This window comes from Pontibacter brevis (genome assembly GCF_054779655.1).
On record NZ_BAAGXV010000030.1, the window covers coordinates 110491 to 128799 of the forward strand.

The 18309-nt window shown below is 50.1% G+C and carries 13 protein-coding genes; 9 read left to right on the forward strand and 4 right to left on the reverse strand.

Going from position 1 to position 18309, the window contains the following annotated elements:
- Positions 1 to 64: 64 nt before the first annotated feature.
- The 5 genes from ACYVB1_RS09985 to ACYVB1_RS10005 all read left to right on the forward strand — a co-directional run bounded on the left by ACYVB1_RS09985 (position 65) and on the right by ACYVB1_RS10005 (position 7711).
- The gene (locus ACYVB1_RS09985; RefSeq protein WP_460923392.1) at positions 65 to 1174 is read left to right on the forward strand and encodes a DUF4856 domain-containing protein; all 1110 of its coding nucleotides are present in this window, start codon (positions 65 to 67) and stop codon (positions 1172 to 1174) included.
- 91 nt (positions 1175 to 1265) lie between these two features.
- Positions 1266 to 2381 (forward strand): imelysin family protein, encoded by a 1116-nt coding sequence (locus ACYVB1_RS09990; RefSeq protein ID WP_460923394.1) that lies wholly within the window; start codon positions 1266 to 1268, stop codon positions 2379 to 2381.
- A 148-nt stretch (positions 2382 to 2529) separates the two neighbouring features.
- Positions 2530 to 3903: an HTTM domain-containing protein gene (locus tag ACYVB1_RS09995; protein WP_460923396.1), complete on the forward strand. Its 1374-nt coding sequence runs from the start codon at positions 2530 to 2532 to the stop codon at positions 3901 to 3903.
- A 6-nt stretch (positions 3904 to 3909) separates the two neighbouring features.
- Positions 3910 to 6321 (forward strand): TonB-dependent receptor domain-containing protein, encoded by a 2412-nt coding sequence (locus tag ACYVB1_RS10000; protein WP_460923398.1) that lies wholly within the window; start codon positions 3910 to 3912, stop codon positions 6319 to 6321.
- Between the two features lie 517 nt (positions 6322 to 6838).
- The gene (locus ACYVB1_RS10005) at positions 6839 to 7711 is read left to right on the forward strand and encodes a sulfite exporter TauE/SafE family protein (protein WP_460923400.1); all 873 of its coding nucleotides are present in this window, start codon (positions 6839 to 6841) and stop codon (positions 7709 to 7711) included.
- Between the two features lie 137 nt (positions 7712 to 7848).
- Here the strand turns inward: ACYVB1_RS10005 and ACYVB1_RS10010 are convergent, their stop codons facing one another.
- Positions 7849 to 8319, reverse strand: a complete 471-nt coding sequence (locus ACYVB1_RS10010; protein ID WP_460923402.1) for an RrF2 family transcriptional regulator — start codon at positions 8317 to 8319, stop codon at positions 7849 to 7851.
- 372 nt (positions 8320 to 8691) lie between these two features.
- Between ACYVB1_RS10010 and ACYVB1_RS10015 the strand changes: the two genes are divergently transcribed.
- Complete coding sequence (locus tag ACYVB1_RS10015) at positions 8692 to 9819, forward strand: sugar phosphate isomerase/epimerase family protein (RefSeq protein ID WP_460923404.1); 1128 nt, start codon at positions 8692 to 8694, stop codon at positions 9817 to 9819.
- Positions 9820 to 10192: 373 nt separating this feature from the next.
- Here ACYVB1_RS10015 and ACYVB1_RS10020 read toward each other — a convergent pair whose 3' ends face one another.
- The 3 genes from ACYVB1_RS10020 to ACYVB1_RS10030 all read right to left on the reverse strand — a co-directional run bounded on the left by ACYVB1_RS10020 (position 10193) and on the right by ACYVB1_RS10030 (position 13877).
- The gene (locus ACYVB1_RS10020) at positions 10193 to 11620 is read right to left on the reverse strand and encodes a Gfo/Idh/MocA family protein (protein WP_460923406.1); all 1428 of its coding nucleotides are present in this window, start codon (positions 11618 to 11620) and stop codon (positions 10193 to 10195) included.
- Between the two features lie 186 nt (positions 11621 to 11806).
- The gene (locus ACYVB1_RS10025) at positions 11807 to 12952 is read right to left on the reverse strand and encodes a phosphotransferase enzyme family protein (protein WP_460923408.1); all 1146 of its coding nucleotides are present in this window, start codon (positions 12950 to 12952) and stop codon (positions 11807 to 11809) included.
- Positions 12953 to 12962: 10 nt separating this feature from the next.
- Positions 12963 to 13877, reverse strand: coding sequence for a nucleotidyltransferase family protein (locus ACYVB1_RS10030; protein WP_460923410.1), 915 nt, complete (start codon positions 13875 to 13877; stop codon positions 12963 to 12965).
- A 511-nt stretch (positions 13878 to 14388) separates the two neighbouring features.
- On the opposite strand from ACYVB1_RS10030, the gene ACYVB1_RS10035 reads away from it, so the two are divergent.
- From ACYVB1_RS10035 to thrA, 3 genes are all read left to right on the forward strand, one after another.
- Positions 14389 to 14580 (forward strand): hypothetical protein, encoded by a 192-nt coding sequence (locus tag ACYVB1_RS10035; protein WP_460923412.1) that lies wholly within the window; start codon positions 14389 to 14391, stop codon positions 14578 to 14580.
- Between the two features lie 41 nt (positions 14581 to 14621).
- Positions 14622 to 15383, forward strand: coding sequence for a PRC-barrel domain-containing protein (locus ACYVB1_RS10040; protein WP_460923414.1), 762 nt, complete (start codon positions 14622 to 14624; stop codon positions 15381 to 15383).
- Between the two features lie 425 nt (positions 15384 to 15808).
- Entirely contained in the window at positions 15809 to 18211 is a 2403-nt protein-coding gene (gene thrA, locus ACYVB1_RS10045) for a bifunctional aspartate kinase/homoserine dehydrogenase I (protein WP_460923416.1), read from the forward strand.
- Positions 18212 to 18309 lie beyond the last annotated feature (98 nt).

Here is an 18309-nt window from a genome sequence, read left to right on the forward strand (position 1 = left end):
GGTGGGCTTAGCTTTGCTCAACTATTTATAATGAGTCTAAATAAAAACAGGGTATAAAACGATAATGATGCTAAACACTTTTAAACTCCGAACCTTTACGCTTGCTGTTGCGGCATGTGTGGCTTTTTCTTCCTGCTCCGATGAAAAGGATGCGCCTTCCTACAATGTTCCGCAGACCTACGATTTTGAGAATGTGAGCTATACCGGACAGACGCAGCGCATGCAAATGCTGGACGAACTGGATGCTTACATCAAAACAGGCCATGACGGCGCGCGATTAGATGCTCAGAAGATGAAGGACATGTATGCAAACACTAACAATCCTTTTTCTGATGCTACCCTGAACGCAGCCACCAGTAAGCAACTCAAGAACAAAACGATTCTTACTGCGCAGCCTGTTTTCGAGCAGCTTTTTGAGGACGTAGCTGCCGCCAGCAATTCTGTTTCTAATATCGCTGGATTACCTGCTCAGGAAGGAAGAGCAGGAAGACTGACTACTGCTGATGGCAGGAGCTACCTGGTGGATGCAAACGGAGTGGAGTATGCGCAGGTTATTCAGAAAGGTATGATGGGCGCTGTGTTTTATAACCAGGCTGTTGAAGGCTACCTGTCTGCCGAGAAAATTGGCCCTGCGGTAGATAATACCACTGTAACACCTGGCGAGGGTACAAAGATGGAGCACCACTGGGATGAGGCTTTCGGATACTTTGGAGCTCCTGCTGATTTCCCTGCTAATAAAGCCGGCATCAAGTACTGGGCAAATTACAGCAACAAGGTAGATGCCGCCCTGGGCAGCAACAAAGCGCTGATGGATGCCTTCATCAAGGGACGTGCCGCTATCTCAGCAAAAGACATGGAGGGTAAAGACGAAGCCGCTGCCACCATCCGTAACGAGTGGGAGCGTTTAGTAGCTGCCGCTACCATTCACGAACTGAACGCAGCCAAGACAAACATCGCTGACCAGGCCAAGAAGAGCCACTACTTGTCTGAAGCCATCGGTTTTGCAATGGGCCTGCAGTACAAAACAGCACCAAAATTATCAGCTGCCAAATACCAGGAACTGATGCACGCCATCGGCCACAACCTTTACGAGACAACTGCCGACGATATTAACGCAGCCATTGACATCCTGAGCACTGCTTATGGCATGGATAACATCAAAGGGCAGCTATAGCAGCTTAAAGTATTATTGTTAGTTTGAAAGTGCAGCAGCTGCGGAAATGCCAATCCTCAGTTGCTGCCTTTCGCATTTAAAGATATTTCACATGATAGCGTTTAAGAAATATATTGTAATGGCACTTTCCTGCCTTGCTGTGCTGAGCAGCTGTGGCTCTGATAGTGAAGGAGGTGATCCCAAAACAGACTATGACCGCCAGGCCATGGTGGCACACTATGCCGATAACCTGATTGTGCCTGCCTTTGCAGCGTTCAAAAACAAGACAGAAGCGATGGTTGCCGCTGTCGATGCTTTTGTAGCGGCACCTACAGCCAGCACACTAGCCACTGCCCGCACCGCTTACCAGGAGGCCTACCTGGCCCTGCAGGATGTGAGTGTGTATGAGTTCGGCCCTGCAGAGGAACAGTTGCTGCGCGCGAACCTCAATATTTACCCTACGGCTGCTGCCGAGATAGAAAATAATGTTACCTCGGGCACCTATGATTTACAGGCTGCTGCCAACCTGGATGCCAAAGGCTTTCCTGCCCTGGATTACCTCCTGTACGGTGCCGGCTCTGAGGCTGCCGTAGTGGAACAGTATACCTCAGGTGCCGACGCCGCAAATCGTAAAAAGTACCTGCAGGATGTGAGTGGTCTGGTGAACCAGCGTGCTACTGCCATTTACAGTGGCTGGACCAGCGGCAACTATGCGGCTACTTTCAAAAATGCACCGGGCACGGCCGTGGGGAGCGCAGTGGGTAACCTGGTAAACCAGCTGAACTTTGACATTGACGTGACCAAGCGCGCCAAAGTGGGCTTCCCGAGCGGCAGGTTTACAGCGGGCAGTGCGTTACCGGAAAAGGTGGAGGCGTACTATAGCCAGACATCGCTGGACTTGCTGAAGCAAGCGATTCGCGCCGAAAAGGCCGCTTTTCTGGGAATGACAGCAAACGGTACAGACGGACCGGGGCTTGACGATTACCTGGACCATGTGGGGGCACCTTACGGAAACGGAAAGTTGTCTGATGCCATTGTGGCCCAGTTTGATGCTGCCCTCGCTGCCGCAAACGCGGTGCAGGGTCCCTTATCAGAAGCCGTTACCACGCAGCCGCAGGCCGTCACAAAAGTATATGACGAGCTGCAGAAGCTGATTGTACTGACAAAAACAGACATGCCTTCTGCGCTGGGTGTTGCCATCAACTACACCGACAGCGACGGCGATTAAATAATTACTTATTGTCATCGCTACCGGAGGGAGAGAGCAGAATGAAATATTTCAGATTTCTCCCTCCGGTAGCGATGACAACTTTGAGGACTGATTAGATAGTAAGAATTCCTTCAATAAAGCCAGAAGTTCAAGAGCAACAGTTTACATGCTTCAGAAGCTAAAGCCATACCTTACCGCACCAGTATCCGCAGCACCCCTGGCCGTATTCCGCATTATTTTCGGCGGAATGATGCTGGCCAGTGTACTGCGTTTCATTTGGAAGGGTTGGGTGACAGAACTGTATGTGCAGCCGAAGGTATACTTTACCTACTATGGGTTTGAGTGGGTGCAGCCGTTGGGTGAAACAGGCATGTATGCCCTCTTTTCTGTGATGGCTGTGGCTACTTTAGGCATCATGGTGGGGCTGTTTTACCGCCTTTCGGCGCTGTTGTTTTTCCTCAGTTTTACCTATGTCGAGCTTATCGACAAAACCAACTACCTCAACCACTACTACTTTGTAAGCATCGTGGCGCTGCTGCTGGTGCTGGTGCCGGCACACCGGCATTTCTCGCTGGATGTGCTGCGCAAACCACACACTTGGGTGAGCCATGTGCCGCGCTGGGCCGTGCTGATTTTTAAGCTGCAGCTGGGGCTGGTGTACTTCTATGCAGGCATCGCCAAGCTAAACCCCGATTGGCTATTGGAGGCTATGCCGCTGCGCTACTGGCTGCCTGCTCACACACACCTGCCGCTTATTGGTCCGCTGCTGGATGAAGTGTGGGTAGCTTTTGTATTCTGCTGGTTCGGCGCTTTCTATGATTTGACCATCCCGCTTTTCCTGAACTGGCGCAAAAGCAGGATATTGGCTTATCTCACGGTAGTGGTGTTTCATGTCCTCACGGCGGTGCTGTTCCAGATAGGAATGTTCCCTTACATCATGATGGTGAGCACGCTGATTTTCTTCTCTGAAAGCTTTCATGAGCGCCTGCTAGGCTGGTTCCGGAATGTGGCAAAAGTGCGTATGCCTGCCGCTCCTGCTTTTGCAAACGTAAGGGCGCAGCCACTGCTTCTAAGCCTGCTGGCGGTATACTTCGTGCTGCAGGTGCTGGTGCCATGGCGCTTCTTGCTGTACCCCGGCCCGCTTTTCTGGACCGAGCAGGGCTACCGCTTTTCGTGGCGCGTGATGCTGATGGAGAAGTCCGGCACAGCCTTTTTCTATGTCCGCGACCCGAAGACAGGCTACGAAGTAGAAATCAACAACCGCGACTATCTGACCATTACGCAGGAGAAGCAGATGGCCATGCAGCCCGACATGCTGCTGCAGTATGCCCACATGCTGCAGCAGGATTTTGCCTCCCGTGGTATACCCAACACGCAGGTGCGTGCTGAGGTGTATGTGAGTATGAACGGACGTGGCAGCAGGCTTTTTATCGACCCGACTGTTAATTTAGCAGCCGAAAAAGAAAGCTTTTTGCCAAAGCCCTGGATTTTACCTTTAGATAAAGAGGCTCTTCCGCAACAGGCGGTCGGGCAGAAATAGATAAAAATGCGCATTACGTTCACTATCGCTCTGGTGCTCTGCAGCTATGTGGCTGCTCTGGCACAAACATTCTCTGTTACTGGTAAAATCACCAGTACTGCCTCGCAGCAAGCTGTGCCACAGGCCGAGGTGCTGCTCACGAACACCGGTTCTTTGTTCAGAGCCGATGCGCAGGGGAATTACGCCATCCCCAACCTGGTTCCCGGCACCTATACCCTGACGGCCTACAGCGTAGGCTGGGGGTCGGTTACGCAGCAGGTAACTATCAGCAGCAGAGATAAAGTAGTTGATTTCTCGCTGAAGCCGCTGGAAGGACAACTGCGCGAAGTAAACGTAAAAGGAGAGCGGGAGAAAACCTTCGGCATTACCCGCCTCAATTCTGTGGAGGGTGCCGCCATTTACGAGGGAAAGAAAAGCGAAGTGGTGGTAATCAGCGACATCACCGCAAATAAGGCCACCAACAACAGCCGCCAGGTATTTGCCAAAGTAGCCGGCCTCAACATCTGGGAGAGCGACGGAGCAGGCCTGCAGCTCGGCATCGGGGGGCGTGGTCTCAGCCCGAACCGCACTTCTAACTTCAACACCCGCCAGAACGGCTATGATATTTCGGCGGATGCCCTCGGCTACCCTGAAAGTTACTATACTCCGCCGGTTGAGGCACTGGACCGGATTGAGGTGGTACGTGGTGCGGCCTCGCTGCAGTACGGTACGCAGTTTGGTGGCATGATCAACTTTGTGATGAAGGAAGGTCCGGAGGACAAGCCTTTTGAGTTGACGTCCCGCCAGACAGTTGGCTCCTGGGGTCTACTCAACACCTTCAACAGCATTGGCGGCACCAAAGGCAAGCTGCACTACTACGGTTTCTACCAGTATAAGCGCGGCGATGGCTGGCGCGAGAACTCTGAGTTTAATGCCCATACTGCCTTTGGCTCGCTGCACTATAAGCCAAACGAGAAGCTGGAGATAGGCTTTAACTACACCTTTATGGATTACCTGGCACAGCAGCCGGGTGGCCTCACAGACCTGGCTTTCGAACAGGACGCGCGGCAGTCTATCCGCGACCGCAACTGGTTTAAAGTAAATTGGAACCTGATGGCCCTGACGCTGGACTACCGCCTGGGCGATCGCACTAAGCTGAACATCCGCAACTTCGGGCTGCTGGCTCAGCGCGATGCCCTTGGTTTCATGGGCAAGATCAGCCGCCCTGACGATATCACGCAGCCCCGCACGTTGCTACAGGACCAGTTCCAGAATTTCGGAAACGAAACACGCCTGATCCACCGCTACGACCTGGGCGGCTCCTTCTCTACGCTGCTGGTGGGCGCCCGTTATTACCGTGGCTTCACTGACCAGAAACAGGGCGACGGAACCAGTGCATCGGACGCTGACTTCAGGTTTCTGTCTGAAACGGGTGCGCCAAATGCCTCCAGTTATGACTATCTGAGCCGCAACATCGCTTTCTTTGCTGAGAACATCTTTAATATCACGTCAAAACTCAGCTTAACTCCGGGCGTGCGTTACGAGTGGATTAATACCAACGCGGATGGCAGCTACCGTGCTGTAATGGCCGACCAGGCTGGTAATGTTATCCGGGATGAGGTAGTGCCGGAAGATAGGGAGAACTCGCGCAATGTGCTGCTCCTAGGGCTGGGTTTGAGTTATAAGCCGGGCGAGCAGATGGAGGTATACGCGAACTTCTCGCAGAACTACCGCGCCATCAACTTCAACGACATGCGCGTGATTAACCCGAACCAGTTCGTGGACCAGAACCTGAAAGACGAGTCCGGTTACAGCACCGATCTGGGCTTCCGTGGCAACATCAGCGGTGTGCTGAACTATGATGCTAGCCTCTTTTACCTGGCTTATAAGAACCGCATCAACTTCCAGAACATACCGGGCACCACCAACCGCATCCGCACCAACGTGGGAGATTCCCGCAACCTGGGCCTGGAGACTTTTGTGGAGGCCGACCTGCTGAAGTTGTACTATGGCAAAGAACACCCGACCAGCCTCTCCGCCTTTTCTAACGTCACGCTGGTAAACACAAAGTATAGCAGTCCGCTGACGGACATAGATGGTAACCAGGTGGAACTGGCACCGCCTGTTATCGCTAAGTTTGGCCTCTCGTTCAAGCGCAACAATTTTAAGCTGGCTTACCAGTACGCTTACACCGCAGAGCAGTACACGGATGCGCCGAACTCACTCCTGGAGCCAACGGCTGTAGTCGGGATTATTCCAGCCTATTGGGTCATGGACCTCTCCGGAAGCTACACTTATAAACGCTTTACCCTGGAAACCGGCATCAACAACCTCACCGACAACCACTATTTTACGCGCCGCGCCACCGGTTATCCTGGCCCGGGTATTATCCCATCTGATGCCCGTAACTACTACATTACACTGCAGTTCCAACTGTAAACAGACAAGTGGTTGTTGAAGCAGTAGCTATTCTTTGTTCAGGGTAAAGTTGCGGGCTACTTACGCTATTGAGACACCATTCACCCCTCTCGGGAGCTCACCTTATAGGGAAAAAATAAAAGGAGTTGAAAACATTAACATAAACTGTCATTCTGTTAAGAATCTTGTTTCAAGGGAGGTTAAGCTTTTGCGGCTTGCCCACAAGATCCTTCCAGGATGACAAATAAAGTAAGAGCTGTTTGCCAATTTTAACCCCTCCCAGAGCCTCTGAGATTTCCCTACAAGATAAGCTCGGGAGGGGCAGGGTTACCTATATCAGATAACCTCCATTTTTATATTCCAACATGTGCTAGCCATACAATTTTGAGATGCTGGAAAATATTTTCAGTTAAAGTCTATAAAATCCATAGAGATTATATTTATTTGCAGAAGCAAAGAGGTAGTACGGCAGGGCCGATGCAAGCTGTAGGCATTCTTACACCTCCACCTAAAGAGCAGAATTTATAAAAACGGAAGAATGAGAGCAATTCACTGGTATGGCGCTGGCTTAACATTGGTTTTCGCTGGATTATTGTTTGTTACAGGTATTCATCAGCTGCTCCTGAATGCGGTGCCCCAGGCGGTAAGCGAGCATATCTCTTCGGAGATTTTTCTTTATATGCTGGCGGGCTTTGTTGCCCAGATGATAGACGGTGCGCTGGGCATGGCTTATGGCGTGAGTTCCACCACCTTCCTGATGGCTATGGGAGTGCCAGCCGCTGCTGCCAGTGCCAGTGTGCATACCTCAGAGATTTTCACCAGCGGTGTGTCCGGCCTGATGCACCTGAAGTTCGGCAATGTGAACCGCAAACTGTTCCAGACGCTTCTGCTACCAGGCGTGATTGGCGCAGTGCTGGGTGCTTACATTCTCTCGTCACTGGAGCAGTATGATTATATTATCAAGCCTATTGTTTCTGCTTACACCCTGGTGCTGGGTATTATTATTATCCGGAAGGCATACGAGTTAAGGAAGGCGGGTGTAGATGTGAAGAATGTAGCACCGCTGGCTGTTTTCGGGGGCTTTATGGATTCTGTTGGCGGTGGCGGATGGGGACCTATAGTTTCGTCTACGCTGATGGCGCGTGGCAACTCGCCCCGCTTTACCATTGGCTCGGTAAACCTGGCTGAGTTCTTTGTAGCGCTGGCCTCTTCGCTTACCTTCTTTACCATGATAGGATTGGTGCACTGGCAGGTAATTGTAGGCCTGATATTGGGAGGGGTTTTCGCTGCTCCTGTTGCGGCTTCGCTTACCAGACGACTTCCTGTTAAAACCATCATGCTGACCGTAGGCATCGTGGTCGTTCTTATCAGTTTGAAAACTATCATCACCGCAGTCCTGAAGCTGATGTAGCCGGACATTTTAGAATAGATTACCTCCTATTTTATTTATTAAGCACAAAGCCAACCCACAGACTAAAGGTTGGCTTTGTGCTTAACACGCCTGCGCTGGCTAAAGAAATTTTGTTCTACTCTTTGGGCTTGTAAGGCTCAAGCCGTAGTGTTTGTGTTATCAGTTGAAACCTGTTCTTCTTCTACCAGCAGAGTTGAGAGGGCCTCAAGATTATTCAAAAAGGTATTGTCTAAAATTTCAGCAGTTGCGTCCCGTACCTTCTTCATCACAATGCGGATTTCGCAGGTTGCTTCATCCTTGCACTCATCACACTTACGGTAATACAGGTGGCTGACGCATGGAATAGGGGCCAGCGGACCATCTATCATTCTGATGACATTGCCAACAGAAATTTCTGAGGGGCTTTTAGCTAAAGAGTAGCCACCGTTCTTCCCCCTGACACTGTGCAAAACGCCGTTGGTCTTTAAGTCTACTAAAATAGCTTCCAGAAACTTTCGGGGTATGCGCTCTTTTTCAGCAATATCAGAAATGACCACTAATCCTTTGTTGTGCTGCCTGGTAAGGTGAAGAAGTGCTTTAAGAGCATATTTTGCTTTTTTTGAAAGCATGAAGTGGCTGTTTGATTTAATTCAAAGTTACACCTTTAGAAGATAAACTTAAAAGATAAAGTTCCTCCTGCTTATGCTGGTGCCTGTCGCTTATAAAACTGCTTTTGCATGCCTGGTTAGGCCCCCGCAGCGTTAGCCTAAGCAAGTAAAAGTTTTGTTGCGGGCTGAATAGTGTATCAGCATGGCCTGCTGCATCTCCTGTCAGATTATTTTTGCGCAGAAATTAACTGCAGGATATAAAACACAGCCATGCCGGATTTGATTTGGAGGTAGGCGCTGAATCTGCTAATTTGAAAGAGCCTCTTGCCAGCAGCTTGCTGAATAAAGGCAGTATGTAGGGTTACAACCATAAAAGCCACATAAGCAGCAAAAATGAACAATCAGATCTGGATAATGACCTCAGCCTTTGATAAGCTGGGCTTAGATGAAGTAATTGAAAAAGCACAGGAAACAGGGGTGCAGGGGCTGGATGTGTGTGTGTTCCGCAAAGACGGCACACGGGATGACTTTGTAGCGACGCACCTGGATTACGAGAACTTCGGGTTGGATGACGCCAGAAGGTTGCTGGACAAGTTCAACAGCGCCCGGTTGCAACTTTCTATAGGAGCTTTTGATAACCTGATAGGGGGAGACCCGGAGCAGCGCGTGAAAAACCAGAACCACTTGCTGCAACTTATCCGCATGGCGCACCTGCTGGGCGGCGATGCCAACGACGTGAAGGTAGGTACCTTTGTGGGTTACAACCACGAACTGGGCAACCAGGAATACGGCTTTCAGAAAAACCTGGAGGAGTATGCCCGTGTTTTCTCCCCTATTATAAAATATGCAGAGGACCTGGGCGTGACTGTGCTGTACGAGAACTGCCCGATGGAAGGCTGGCGCTCTGCAGGCTACACCGGCACCTTTAACAACCTGACCGGTGTGCTGGCTGCCCGCAAACTGATGTACGAACTGGTTCCGAGCAAAGCCCACGGCGAAATCTATGACCCTTCGCATGATGTGTGGCAGCACGTGAACCCCAGCGATGTTATCCGGCACACAGAAATGGCACGCCTGCACCGCATTCATGTAAAAGCGACCCGGAGGGGCAACAATGTGCACTGGGGCAACATGTACCCGATGCAACAGGTAGATGCCGGCCTGGCAAAGCGCGCTGGCGTGCCTACCTGCAAAAATGAGTGGGACCGCCATAACTACGAGGCCATGTTGCCTGGCTTCGGCGGCTCAGACAGCATGGATTGGCGTGCTTTTGTGAACACCTTGCAGGAGCAGGGCTTTACTGGCCCGTTCGAAATAGAGAATGAGGCGGCCTTGTCGAAGGGTACCGGCAATATGGCAGCCATTATGCAGGGCTTCAAAGCCACTACGCTGAACCTGGCCCCTATGCTGTGGGAACTCACCGAAGCAGGGTATCAGTACAACAAGTCAGGCTTCCGGGAGCTAAAGCAGGTTACAAGCCAAGACATTCCGGTGATGACGATGGAGAAGCTAAGCAGCTAAAGGAAATAATGGGAAAGGGAAACGTATCAAAAGAATTTTGAGCTTTCCGTACGTGCAGCTTTTTCCGCTCCTTATGATTGATAACTACACAAGAAGCAAAGAAATTCAGGGGGAATGATAAAGCCTTTGTGTAATATATAAAAAACTATATATTTGAATTTGGTTTGTCAAATCTATTGTATTAATTTAGATCATTAAGTTTGTTTTCATAGCTTGGAAAGGCACCTTATTCTGTAGGGTGCTTTTTTATTTTAAAGCTTTCAAGAAGCTGGTATCCACCTTTCCTGAACAGGCATCTGCCAAGGGTAGCTTTGCAGGCATACTCCGGTAGCAGTTATTTTTGCTTCACGTCAGTAATTGAATTGCTGCTGCTTTACGCTTTTACGGTAGTAGTACCACCTCTCTGCAGCGATATATCCACAGGAGCGTTCTTTTCCCACGCACCGGAAGTAAAATCAGGGACATCAATAGAGGTGGAGCGGTTGGCGACAGACCACTCACTTAAAGGAGCGACAGCACTCCACAAAGCGGCATCATACACATCCTGGTCTAAAGGCAGGCCGTTACGGAGAATGTCAACCAGGCGCCAGTCCATCAGAAAATCCATGCCACCATGGCCACCAATCTGCTTGGCCATGTTCCCCAGTTTCTTCGTTATCTCTGGCGTAAATTTTTCTTCCAGTGCTTTGAGTTCTTCTGCGGATACCCAGCCTTCGTGGGAGGTGGCAATCCGGGCTGGAGAGGGCCATTTACTGGCAGTGCCCTTTGTGCCGCTTACCAGGTGTATCCTGGAGTATGGCCGCTGCGACGACACATCGTGCTGCACCATAATCGTCCTGCCTTTTTTTGTGCGGATGGTGGTTGTGTTCATGTTGCCCCGGTATGTGTTGCCTGCAAACTGCTTGTAGAAGCTGTCTTTAGCGGCCAGCTCGCGGGCTGTTTTTCCCATCGTAAAGTCATTGCTGGATACGGAAACGAGGTAATCCATCTGGTCGCCCCGGTTAATGTTCATCACCTGGCATATCGGCCCCAGGCCATGGGTGGGGTAGAGGCTTCCGTTCCGGGTGTTTTGCTTCAGGCGCCACATGTCCTGGTAACCGTCTTTGGAGAAGTTGAGATCCACCAGGTTGTGGATATAAGCACCTTCGCCATGCACAATATCTCCGAAGAAACCCTGACGGGCCATGTTCAGCGTCAGCAGCTCAAAAAAGTCGTAGCAGCAGTTTTCCAGCATCATGCAGTGTTTGCGGGTGCGCTCAGAGGTTTCTACCAGTTGCCAGCACTCATCCAGTGTTGTGGCGGCCGGCACCTCTACTGCCACATGTTTGCCCTGCTCCATGGCATACAAGGCCATCGGCGTGTGCAGGTGCCACGGAGTAGCAATGTAAACCAGGTCAATATCCTCTCTTTCACACAGTGCCTTCCATGCTTCCCCGGTTCCGGAATAAGTGGCCGGGTGGTGGGAGGAACCTTCCAGTTGCTTCTGTACCGCAGCCACTTTCTCTGGCCTTAAATCACAGAGGGCGTTTATTTCTACGTTGGCAATGTGGTTCATTCTTAATACTGCCCCCGGTCCCCGCATGCCCAGACCAATAAATCCTATCCGCACGGTGTCCAGCTTTGGTGCAGTATACCCGCTCATGTTGAACTGCTGCCGGCGTGGCTTTTGCGCCGTTACCCGGATATGGTCCAGGTTTGATGGTGTGTCTAAAGCAGCACAACCAGTTACCAGGCCAGCACCTGCCATGCTGATACCGGCCAAGCCTGTACGTTTTAAGAATTCTCTGCGGTTCGTTGTCATGGGGTGTGTTGGGTTTAAGAATGATTGCACTTCAGCAAAAACCTTTTCTGGATAGCGTTCTGCTGATCCTTCTGTTAAGATAACTTAAACAGCCCGATATTAAAAGAGCTTGCTGTTCAGTACCCTTACCGGCCTTAGCTTATTTCCTTGCCGTTGTTGTGTGCTTTCACCAACAGCCAAGCAAGACTAAGCACTCTGTTCTGCTTCCTGCTTACTTGCTCTGGCAATATCCTGGATAGTACTTTGTAGCAGGTCATACTGCTCTTCCAGTTTTTGCACCAGCCTGAACTGTGCCCGCGACCGCTGAATGTTGTGCTCCGGGAAGTTTATCTTATAATAGGTGTCGCCGTCAATATAGTCTGTCAGGAAGCGCAGGCCCATGATGAAGGGCAGCAGTAAACAGCCCATGGCAAGCGAACGGACTTCAGTGTTGGTTAAGAAGCCTGCCGTTTCTTTTAAAAAGCCACTTGTAAAGGCCTGGAACAGGTCGAGGTCAACGCTTATCTTATCCAGATCCTTCTCGTCTTCAGAAGCGGTGTTTACCGTGGTGCGGATGGCATCACCGAAATCATAGGCCACATAACCCGGCATCACGGTATCCAGGTCAATCACACACTGGGCCTCGTCCTGCTCGTTGAGCAGCACGTTGTTGAACTTGGTGTCGTTGTGGGTGATGCGGAGCGGGAGTTCTCCTGCCTGTCCCAGTTTCAGGATAGTTGCCATCACCTCGGTGCGTGCCTCCACAAAGGCGATCTCATTCATGACATCTTTAACCCTGTTTTTCGTGTTGCGGACAATGGCCTCCCGGAAGAGCCGGAGCCGGTAGGCAATGTTATGAAAATCCGGAATGGTGTCGTGCAGCAGGTTTGCCTCCAGGTCAGACAGCAGTGCCTGAAAGGTGCCGAAGGCTTTGCCGCCCTCAAAGGCCTGTTGAGCTGTCCGGACAATATCGTAACTACGGGTGTGCGGCAGGAATTCGTACATGCGCCAGTAGTTTCCGGCAGTATCCTGGTAGAAAAGCCGGTTATCTTTCAGCGGTATCAGGCGGAGCACCTCCTTCTCCGGGTTGGCACCCGGCACGTCCTCCAGTTTTTTTCGGAGGTGGCCTGTTACCAGCTGGATGTTTTCCATCAGGGCAGGTACATTTTTAAACACCAGGTGATTGATGCGTTGCAACAGGTAGTCAGGAGAAGCGGCCTGTGCGTTCACTACATGATACGTATCATGGATGTAGCCGGAGCCATGCGGCTTTATATCTGCTGCCTCCCCCCTGGTTGCAAACTGGCTTGCAATAAAAGATAAATTATAAGCTGCTCTGTTTCCTGTTGCCATGATGTTGCTGCTATGGTTGTGGCCATAAATCTTCCGGATAAACCCCTGCAGCTATTAAGTTATGAATATTCCGGATAACTGTTGCTCTATCGTTGGGATAGGTCACACCAAACCACTTTTCAGCCGAGAAAAGCACCTTTACCTGCGCCTCGCCCGATAGCACCAGGTGGTTGAGGACATCCGGCAGGAAAAACTCTGCTTTCGGTTCGTGGCGATGCTGTGCCAGGAAGTCTTTAAAACAAGCTTCAAAGTAAGGGAACACAGCCGGAGTGAAGCCCATCAGGTTCATGGAAACTGTTTCCTCTCCTGTAAACAGCACTTCCTGCTGGTCCTGGCTAAGCGCCACAATGCCTTTGCCTGCCTGTATAAGCTGCGTTTGCTCTGTCACACTTTCCAGGTTTCCCGCAGCATCTGTTTTGCAGATACCTCTCGAGACAGCACCATGCGCTGACAACGTGTTTTTGAGCTGAAAGCCTACCAACCCGTACCGCCGCTCCTGCGGTACTGTTTGCAGAAAGTCTGCAATGAGTTGGAAGGATTGCCTGCCATAGAAGTCATCCCCGTTTATCACGGCAAAAGGCTCCTGTATACGGGAGGCCGCCGACCAGACAGCGTGGCCCGTTCCCCAGGGCTTTTCCCGGTTCTCAGGTAGCGCAAAGCCTGCTGGCAGTGTGTGCAAATCCTGCCGTAAATACTCCACTGCTATACTGTCGGTATATTTCTGCGCAGTAGCTTTTCTGAACTCCTCCTCAATAGACTTACGGATGACAAACACCACTTTGCCAAAGCCCGCTTTCGCAGCATCGTACACGGAATAGTCCAGTATTGTTTCGCCATTTGGCCCGAAGCTCTCCAGTTGTTTTAAGCTGCCATAGCGGGAAGCCATGCCTGCAGCCAATATCAGAAGTGTAGGTTTGTGATTCAAATTAAGCAGAGTATTTAAGTTTTCCAGAAGCCAGGCGTGCCTGATGTGGCAATGGTTGTAAAGAAATTGAAGCAACAGATGCCTTAAGTTCTTGCATGGTTGTGTTGCACAAGGTAGAGAAATTTCTGAAAAGCCAGAGGTACAGGCGACCGAGCAGCTTCCACTTCAGTTGACTAATGCAGCTGCACTTCCCCGGTCTCTTATCTGGTAGCTGCCGGGCCTGCTGCAGTTTAAAAGCTGCGGCAACAGCTTTTAAACTGCATGCTTATAAAAATTGTACTTTACCTTATTTTTATCCTCTAACATATCTGCGTTATCAGCGTACTAATCTTGCTGCAATGCCTGTTCCGAGGATAGCTGTTTCGGCTTGAATGACAGCTGTTTTGTTTGGGTATGTGAGCATGGCAAAATGTAGTTTAACTGGTAACGCAACAAATATGCGTTGATAGAAGCTTTCGGAGCAAAGCTTTGCCTTTGATATAACTAAATAAGGAAAACAAACATTATTGAAATGGCAGAAATAAAGATTGAACGCAAGAAAAACAATTCTGTGTGGATATGGCTGCTCGTACTGGTGGTGCTGGCTTTAATAGCCTGGGCTGTGTATGAGTTCGCTTTCGACAGGAACGAGGTGGAGACACTGGAGGAAGTTCCGAGCACCGGTATGTTGATGCCGGGTAAGCTGTATAAGCAGGTAGCTTAAGCTTCGCGCATTGTATTTTAAACTATGAAGACGATAAAACGATGAGAAATAATGATGTAAATCACGATGTTACCAATCGCCTGGTAGCATTAAGTGAGTTAAAAGATTATAAAGTAGCATCAGACAGTACAGATGTGCTGGGCTGGAAAGTTGCAGGTGCCGATGGCGATATTTTTGGCATCGTGAAAGATTTGATTGTAGACCCACAGAGCCTTAGGGTACGCTATCTGAACGTGGTGGCAGACCGTAAATTCTTTAATACAAACGATGATCAGTTCTTACTGATACCGATAGGAGCCGCCGCCCTTGATAAAAGGGGAAAGAAGATTTTCGTGTCCTACATCGACTCTCATTCTATTTCAAGGTACCCTTTGTATAGCGGGGGAGTTATAACAGAAGATTACGAATATGCTGTCCGGGATACCTTCCAGCATTCTCAAAACCAGTCGCTGACAGGTACTTCCGAGCAGAGAAGAAGTGAGTTTGAGGAAGCGGCGATGCAGCAGACAAGCACCAACCGCCGCATCTCCGATGACTTCTATAACCACGACAACTTTAATGAAAACCGGTTCTACTCTTCCAATTGGCAGGATGATCGGTATGATACTGTAAATGATTCGAACGTGGTGGCAACAGACACTAATGTTTATGACGACGATGTAAGAACTTCTGCGGAAGATGGAACTCCATCAACTGTAGAGGACTCCATTGCCACGATTGAAAGATTAGAGCAACTACGCAAGAGAGGTTCTATCACGGACGAAGAATTTACTGTGTTGAAGAAAAGAGCCTTGGATATATAAACCTGGGGCTTGCAGAGCCAGTAAAAAAAGTGTGGTGATTTTACCTGCAGAAGCGCCTCTCAAAGCAATTGAGAGGCGCTTTTTGTGCTTCTGCCAAGCCACTCTCTTCCTGTTTTTACAGGAGGCTGAAACAGGTGGAAAGAAGAAAGTTTAGAGGACGTTCACTAAACTTAAGAAGCCTCTTTGCATGAAATGACGGGCTTCTTTATGGTAGCGGAAGGACACGGAAGAAAGCAGTGCCTGTGGCTGAAAAGCACAGAAGAGGATGTGCAGGCTGTCTTGTAATCTGCAGGCTTGGATCAATCTAATTTTAAGTATTTCTTCTTGTTTTATGGAGGAAACAGTGTGTATTTGCATTCTATAAATAGACATGAGGTGTTTTGGGGGCAGAGCGCCAGGAACACGTTGAGATAAGATTGAATAGAATGAAGGTGTTAAAGTTTGGGGGCAAGTCGTTAAGCAATGGCGGGCCTATTGAAAGTGTTATCAATATCATCAAAAAAGAGGCGGGTGCAGGCGCCGTAGCTGTGGTAGTTTCTGCCAGAGCCCAAAGCACTGACATGCTGCTGGGCCTTTACGCGAAGGCTGTAAAAGGCGAAAACTTTGACAAAGAGTTGAAAGCGTTTCAGGAGGTGCAGTACATCCCCGACCTGCCGGTAGATCTGGACGTTCATTACCAGGACCTGAAAGTAGTGCTCCAGGCGCTCCGCCTAATAGGCGAAGAAAGCGTACGGACAAGAGACAAAGTACTTGCCTTTGGGGAAGTAATCAGTGCCAATACCGTGGCCGGCATTTTGAAAAAAGAAGGGCTGAATGCTGTTTTTGTAGATGCAAGGGAATTGATCAGTGCCAGCATAGAGGCGAACGAAACAGTGGTTGATTTCGCTGCGTCAGAGAAAAAGACAAAGGCTTACTTCCAGTCACTGCAGGCAAACCAGGTACCGGTTATCACAGGTTTCATCGCTGCTGATCCGGAAGGTAAAACCGTAACACTTGGCAGAAACGGGAGCAATTATACCGCCACTTTGGTTGCCAGTTTCATCAAGGCGGCAGAAGTACAGAACTGGACCGATGTGGATGGGGTGTACACCGCCAGCCCAAAATACGTGAAGAACGCACAGCGGATTCCGCACCTGAGTTACCGCGAAGCCAACGAGCTGGCGAATTTCGGGGCGAACGTGCTTCATTCCAAAACCATACTGCCTTTGATGGAAAGTGGCATTCCGCTAAGGGTTTTCAACAGCTTCGCACCTGAGCTGGAGGGCACCCTGATTGATGAGAAGGGGGCAGGCAAAGGAATCAAAGCCGTATCCACCATCGAAGAAGTATCACTGGTTAGTTTAGAAGGGCGCGGGCTTTTGGGAAAAGTAGGCATAGACGCCCGCATTTTTAGTGCCCTGGGCAGCAGGAGCATCAGCGTGCGGCTTATCTCGCAGGCTTCCTCTGAGAGAGGAATTGGCTTTGTGATAAACAAAGAGGATGCCGCCACCGCACAGGAAGTACTTACCGCAGAATTCCATAGTGAACTGGTAAACGGAGACATTTCCCGCATCCAGATCGACAGCGATAAAGCCATCATCGCCATTGTTGGACGGCATAATTACGCGCTCGAGAAAGCCATCTATGGCCTGAGAAGAAACAGGATATGGATGTACCTCATCAGCAACAGCATCAACGGGGAGCACATCTCGTTGGTGGTGGATAACAAGTCGCTGAAAAAGGCTGTGAACGTAGTGCACAACCAGGTGTTTGGTGCCATCAAAACCCTTAACCTGTTTGCCTTTGGCAAAGGCACGGTAGGAGGGAAGCTGCTGGACCAGATTGTGGAGACCAGCGATGAGGTAGTGAAGCGCCGCAACCTGAAAATTAATATTGTGGGCGTGGCCGACTCAAAGAAAATGATATTCAACGAGGACGGCCTGGGCAGCAACTGGAGGCAGGAACTGGCGGAGAGCGGGGAAGGAAGCGACTTCAGTGCCATTATTCATCGCCTGAAAGACTCCGGGCTGGAAAACATTGTGATAGCAGATAACACCTCATCGCAGGTGCTGACGGAGCTGTACCCTGAAATTGTAAACAGCGGCTTCGACATTGTGGCGTCTAACAAGAAAGCCAATTCCATTTCCTACGACTTTTACCAAAGCCTCCGCAACAACCTGAAGCGAAGAGGCAAGTTGTTTTACTATGAAACCAACGTAGGCGCCGGCCTGCCCCTGATAGATACCATCAAGCACCTGCACAACTCCGCAGACAAGATTAAGCGCATAAGAGGGGTATTCAGCGGCTCGCTCAGCTATATCTTTAACAACTATTCAGTGCAGGACAAAGCCTTCTCCACGGTACTTGCCGAAGCCAAAGAAAAAGGACTGACAGAGCCGGACCCACGAGAAGACCTGAGCGGAACAGACGTAGCCCGCAAGTTGATTATACTGGCCCGCGAAGTAGGACTGCAGTCAGAGCTGGAGGATGTTTCTATCGAAAGTCTCGTGCCGGAGTTTGTTGCCGATGCTAAAGAGTATTCTGATTTCCTGGCTAAGATAAAGGAAGTAGATGCCTACTTCGCCCAAATAAAAGGCAGCCTTAAAGAAAACGAGGTATTGCGCTTTACAGGTGACCTGGAGGTAGACGAAAATAAACTGACGGTATCGCTCGTGAAGGCAGACAAAAACTCTCCGCTGGGCAGCATCCGCAATGCCGACTCCATCTTCGAGATATTCACCGAGAGCTACGGCTCCCAGCCGATTGTTATTCAAGGCGCAGGAGCAGGCGCCGAAGTGACGGCAAGAGGCGTGTACTCTGATTTATTAAGGATTGGGGGGCAGTACTAGAGGCTATCTCAAAAATGGGAATCCCAGCTTGAGTTAATATGTTGGTTTCTCATGGAGTTGACAAACGAGCAATGGGAAAGGGTAAAAGACCTTGTGCC

Bases quoted from the DNA above. Each gene is read 5' to 3' on its own strand.
- ACYVB1_RS10040 (WP_460923414.1), top strand. From the start codon at position 14,622: ATGAGAAATAATGATGTAAATCACGATGTTACCAATCGCCTGGTAGCA.
- thrA (WP_460923416.1), top strand. From the start codon at position 15,809: ATGAAGGTGTTAAAGTTTGGGGGCAAGTCGTTAAGCAATGGCGGGCCT.
- ACYVB1_RS10000 (WP_460923398.1), top strand. From the start codon at position 3,910: ATGCGCATTACGTTCACTATCGCTCTGGTGCTCTGCAGCTATGTGGCT.
- ACYVB1_RS10005 (WP_460923400.1), top strand. From the start codon at position 6,839: ATGAGAGCAATTCACTGGTATGGCGCTGGCTTAACATTGGTTTTCGCT.
- ACYVB1_RS10015 (WP_460923404.1), top strand. From the start codon at position 8,692: ATGAACAATCAGATCTGGATAATGACCTCAGCCTTTGATAAGCTGGGC.
- ACYVB1_RS10010 (WP_460923402.1), bottom strand. From the start codon at position 8,319: ATGCTTTCAAAAAAAGCAAAATATGCTCTTAAAGCACTTCTTCACCTT.
- ACYVB1_RS10025 (WP_460923408.1), bottom strand. From the start codon at position 12,952: ATGGCAACAGGAAACAGAGCAGCTTATAATTTATCTTTTATTGCAAGC.
- ACYVB1_RS09995 (WP_460923396.1), top strand. From the start codon at position 2,530: ATGCTTCAGAAGCTAAAGCCATACCTTACCGCACCAGTATCCGCAGCA.
- ACYVB1_RS09990 (WP_460923394.1), top strand. From the start codon at position 1,266: ATGATAGCGTTTAAGAAATATATTGTAATGGCACTTTCCTGCCTTGCT.
- ACYVB1_RS10020 (WP_460923406.1), bottom strand. From the start codon at position 11,620: ATGACAACGAACCGCAGAGAATTCTTAAAACGTACAGGCTTGGCCGGT.
- ACYVB1_RS09985 (WP_460923392.1), top strand. From the start codon at position 65: ATGATGCTAAACACTTTTAAACTCCGAACCTTTACGCTTGCTGTTGCG.
- ACYVB1_RS10035 (WP_460923412.1), top strand. From the start codon at position 14,389: ATGGCAGAAATAAAGATTGAACGCAAGAAAAACAATTCTGTGTGGATA.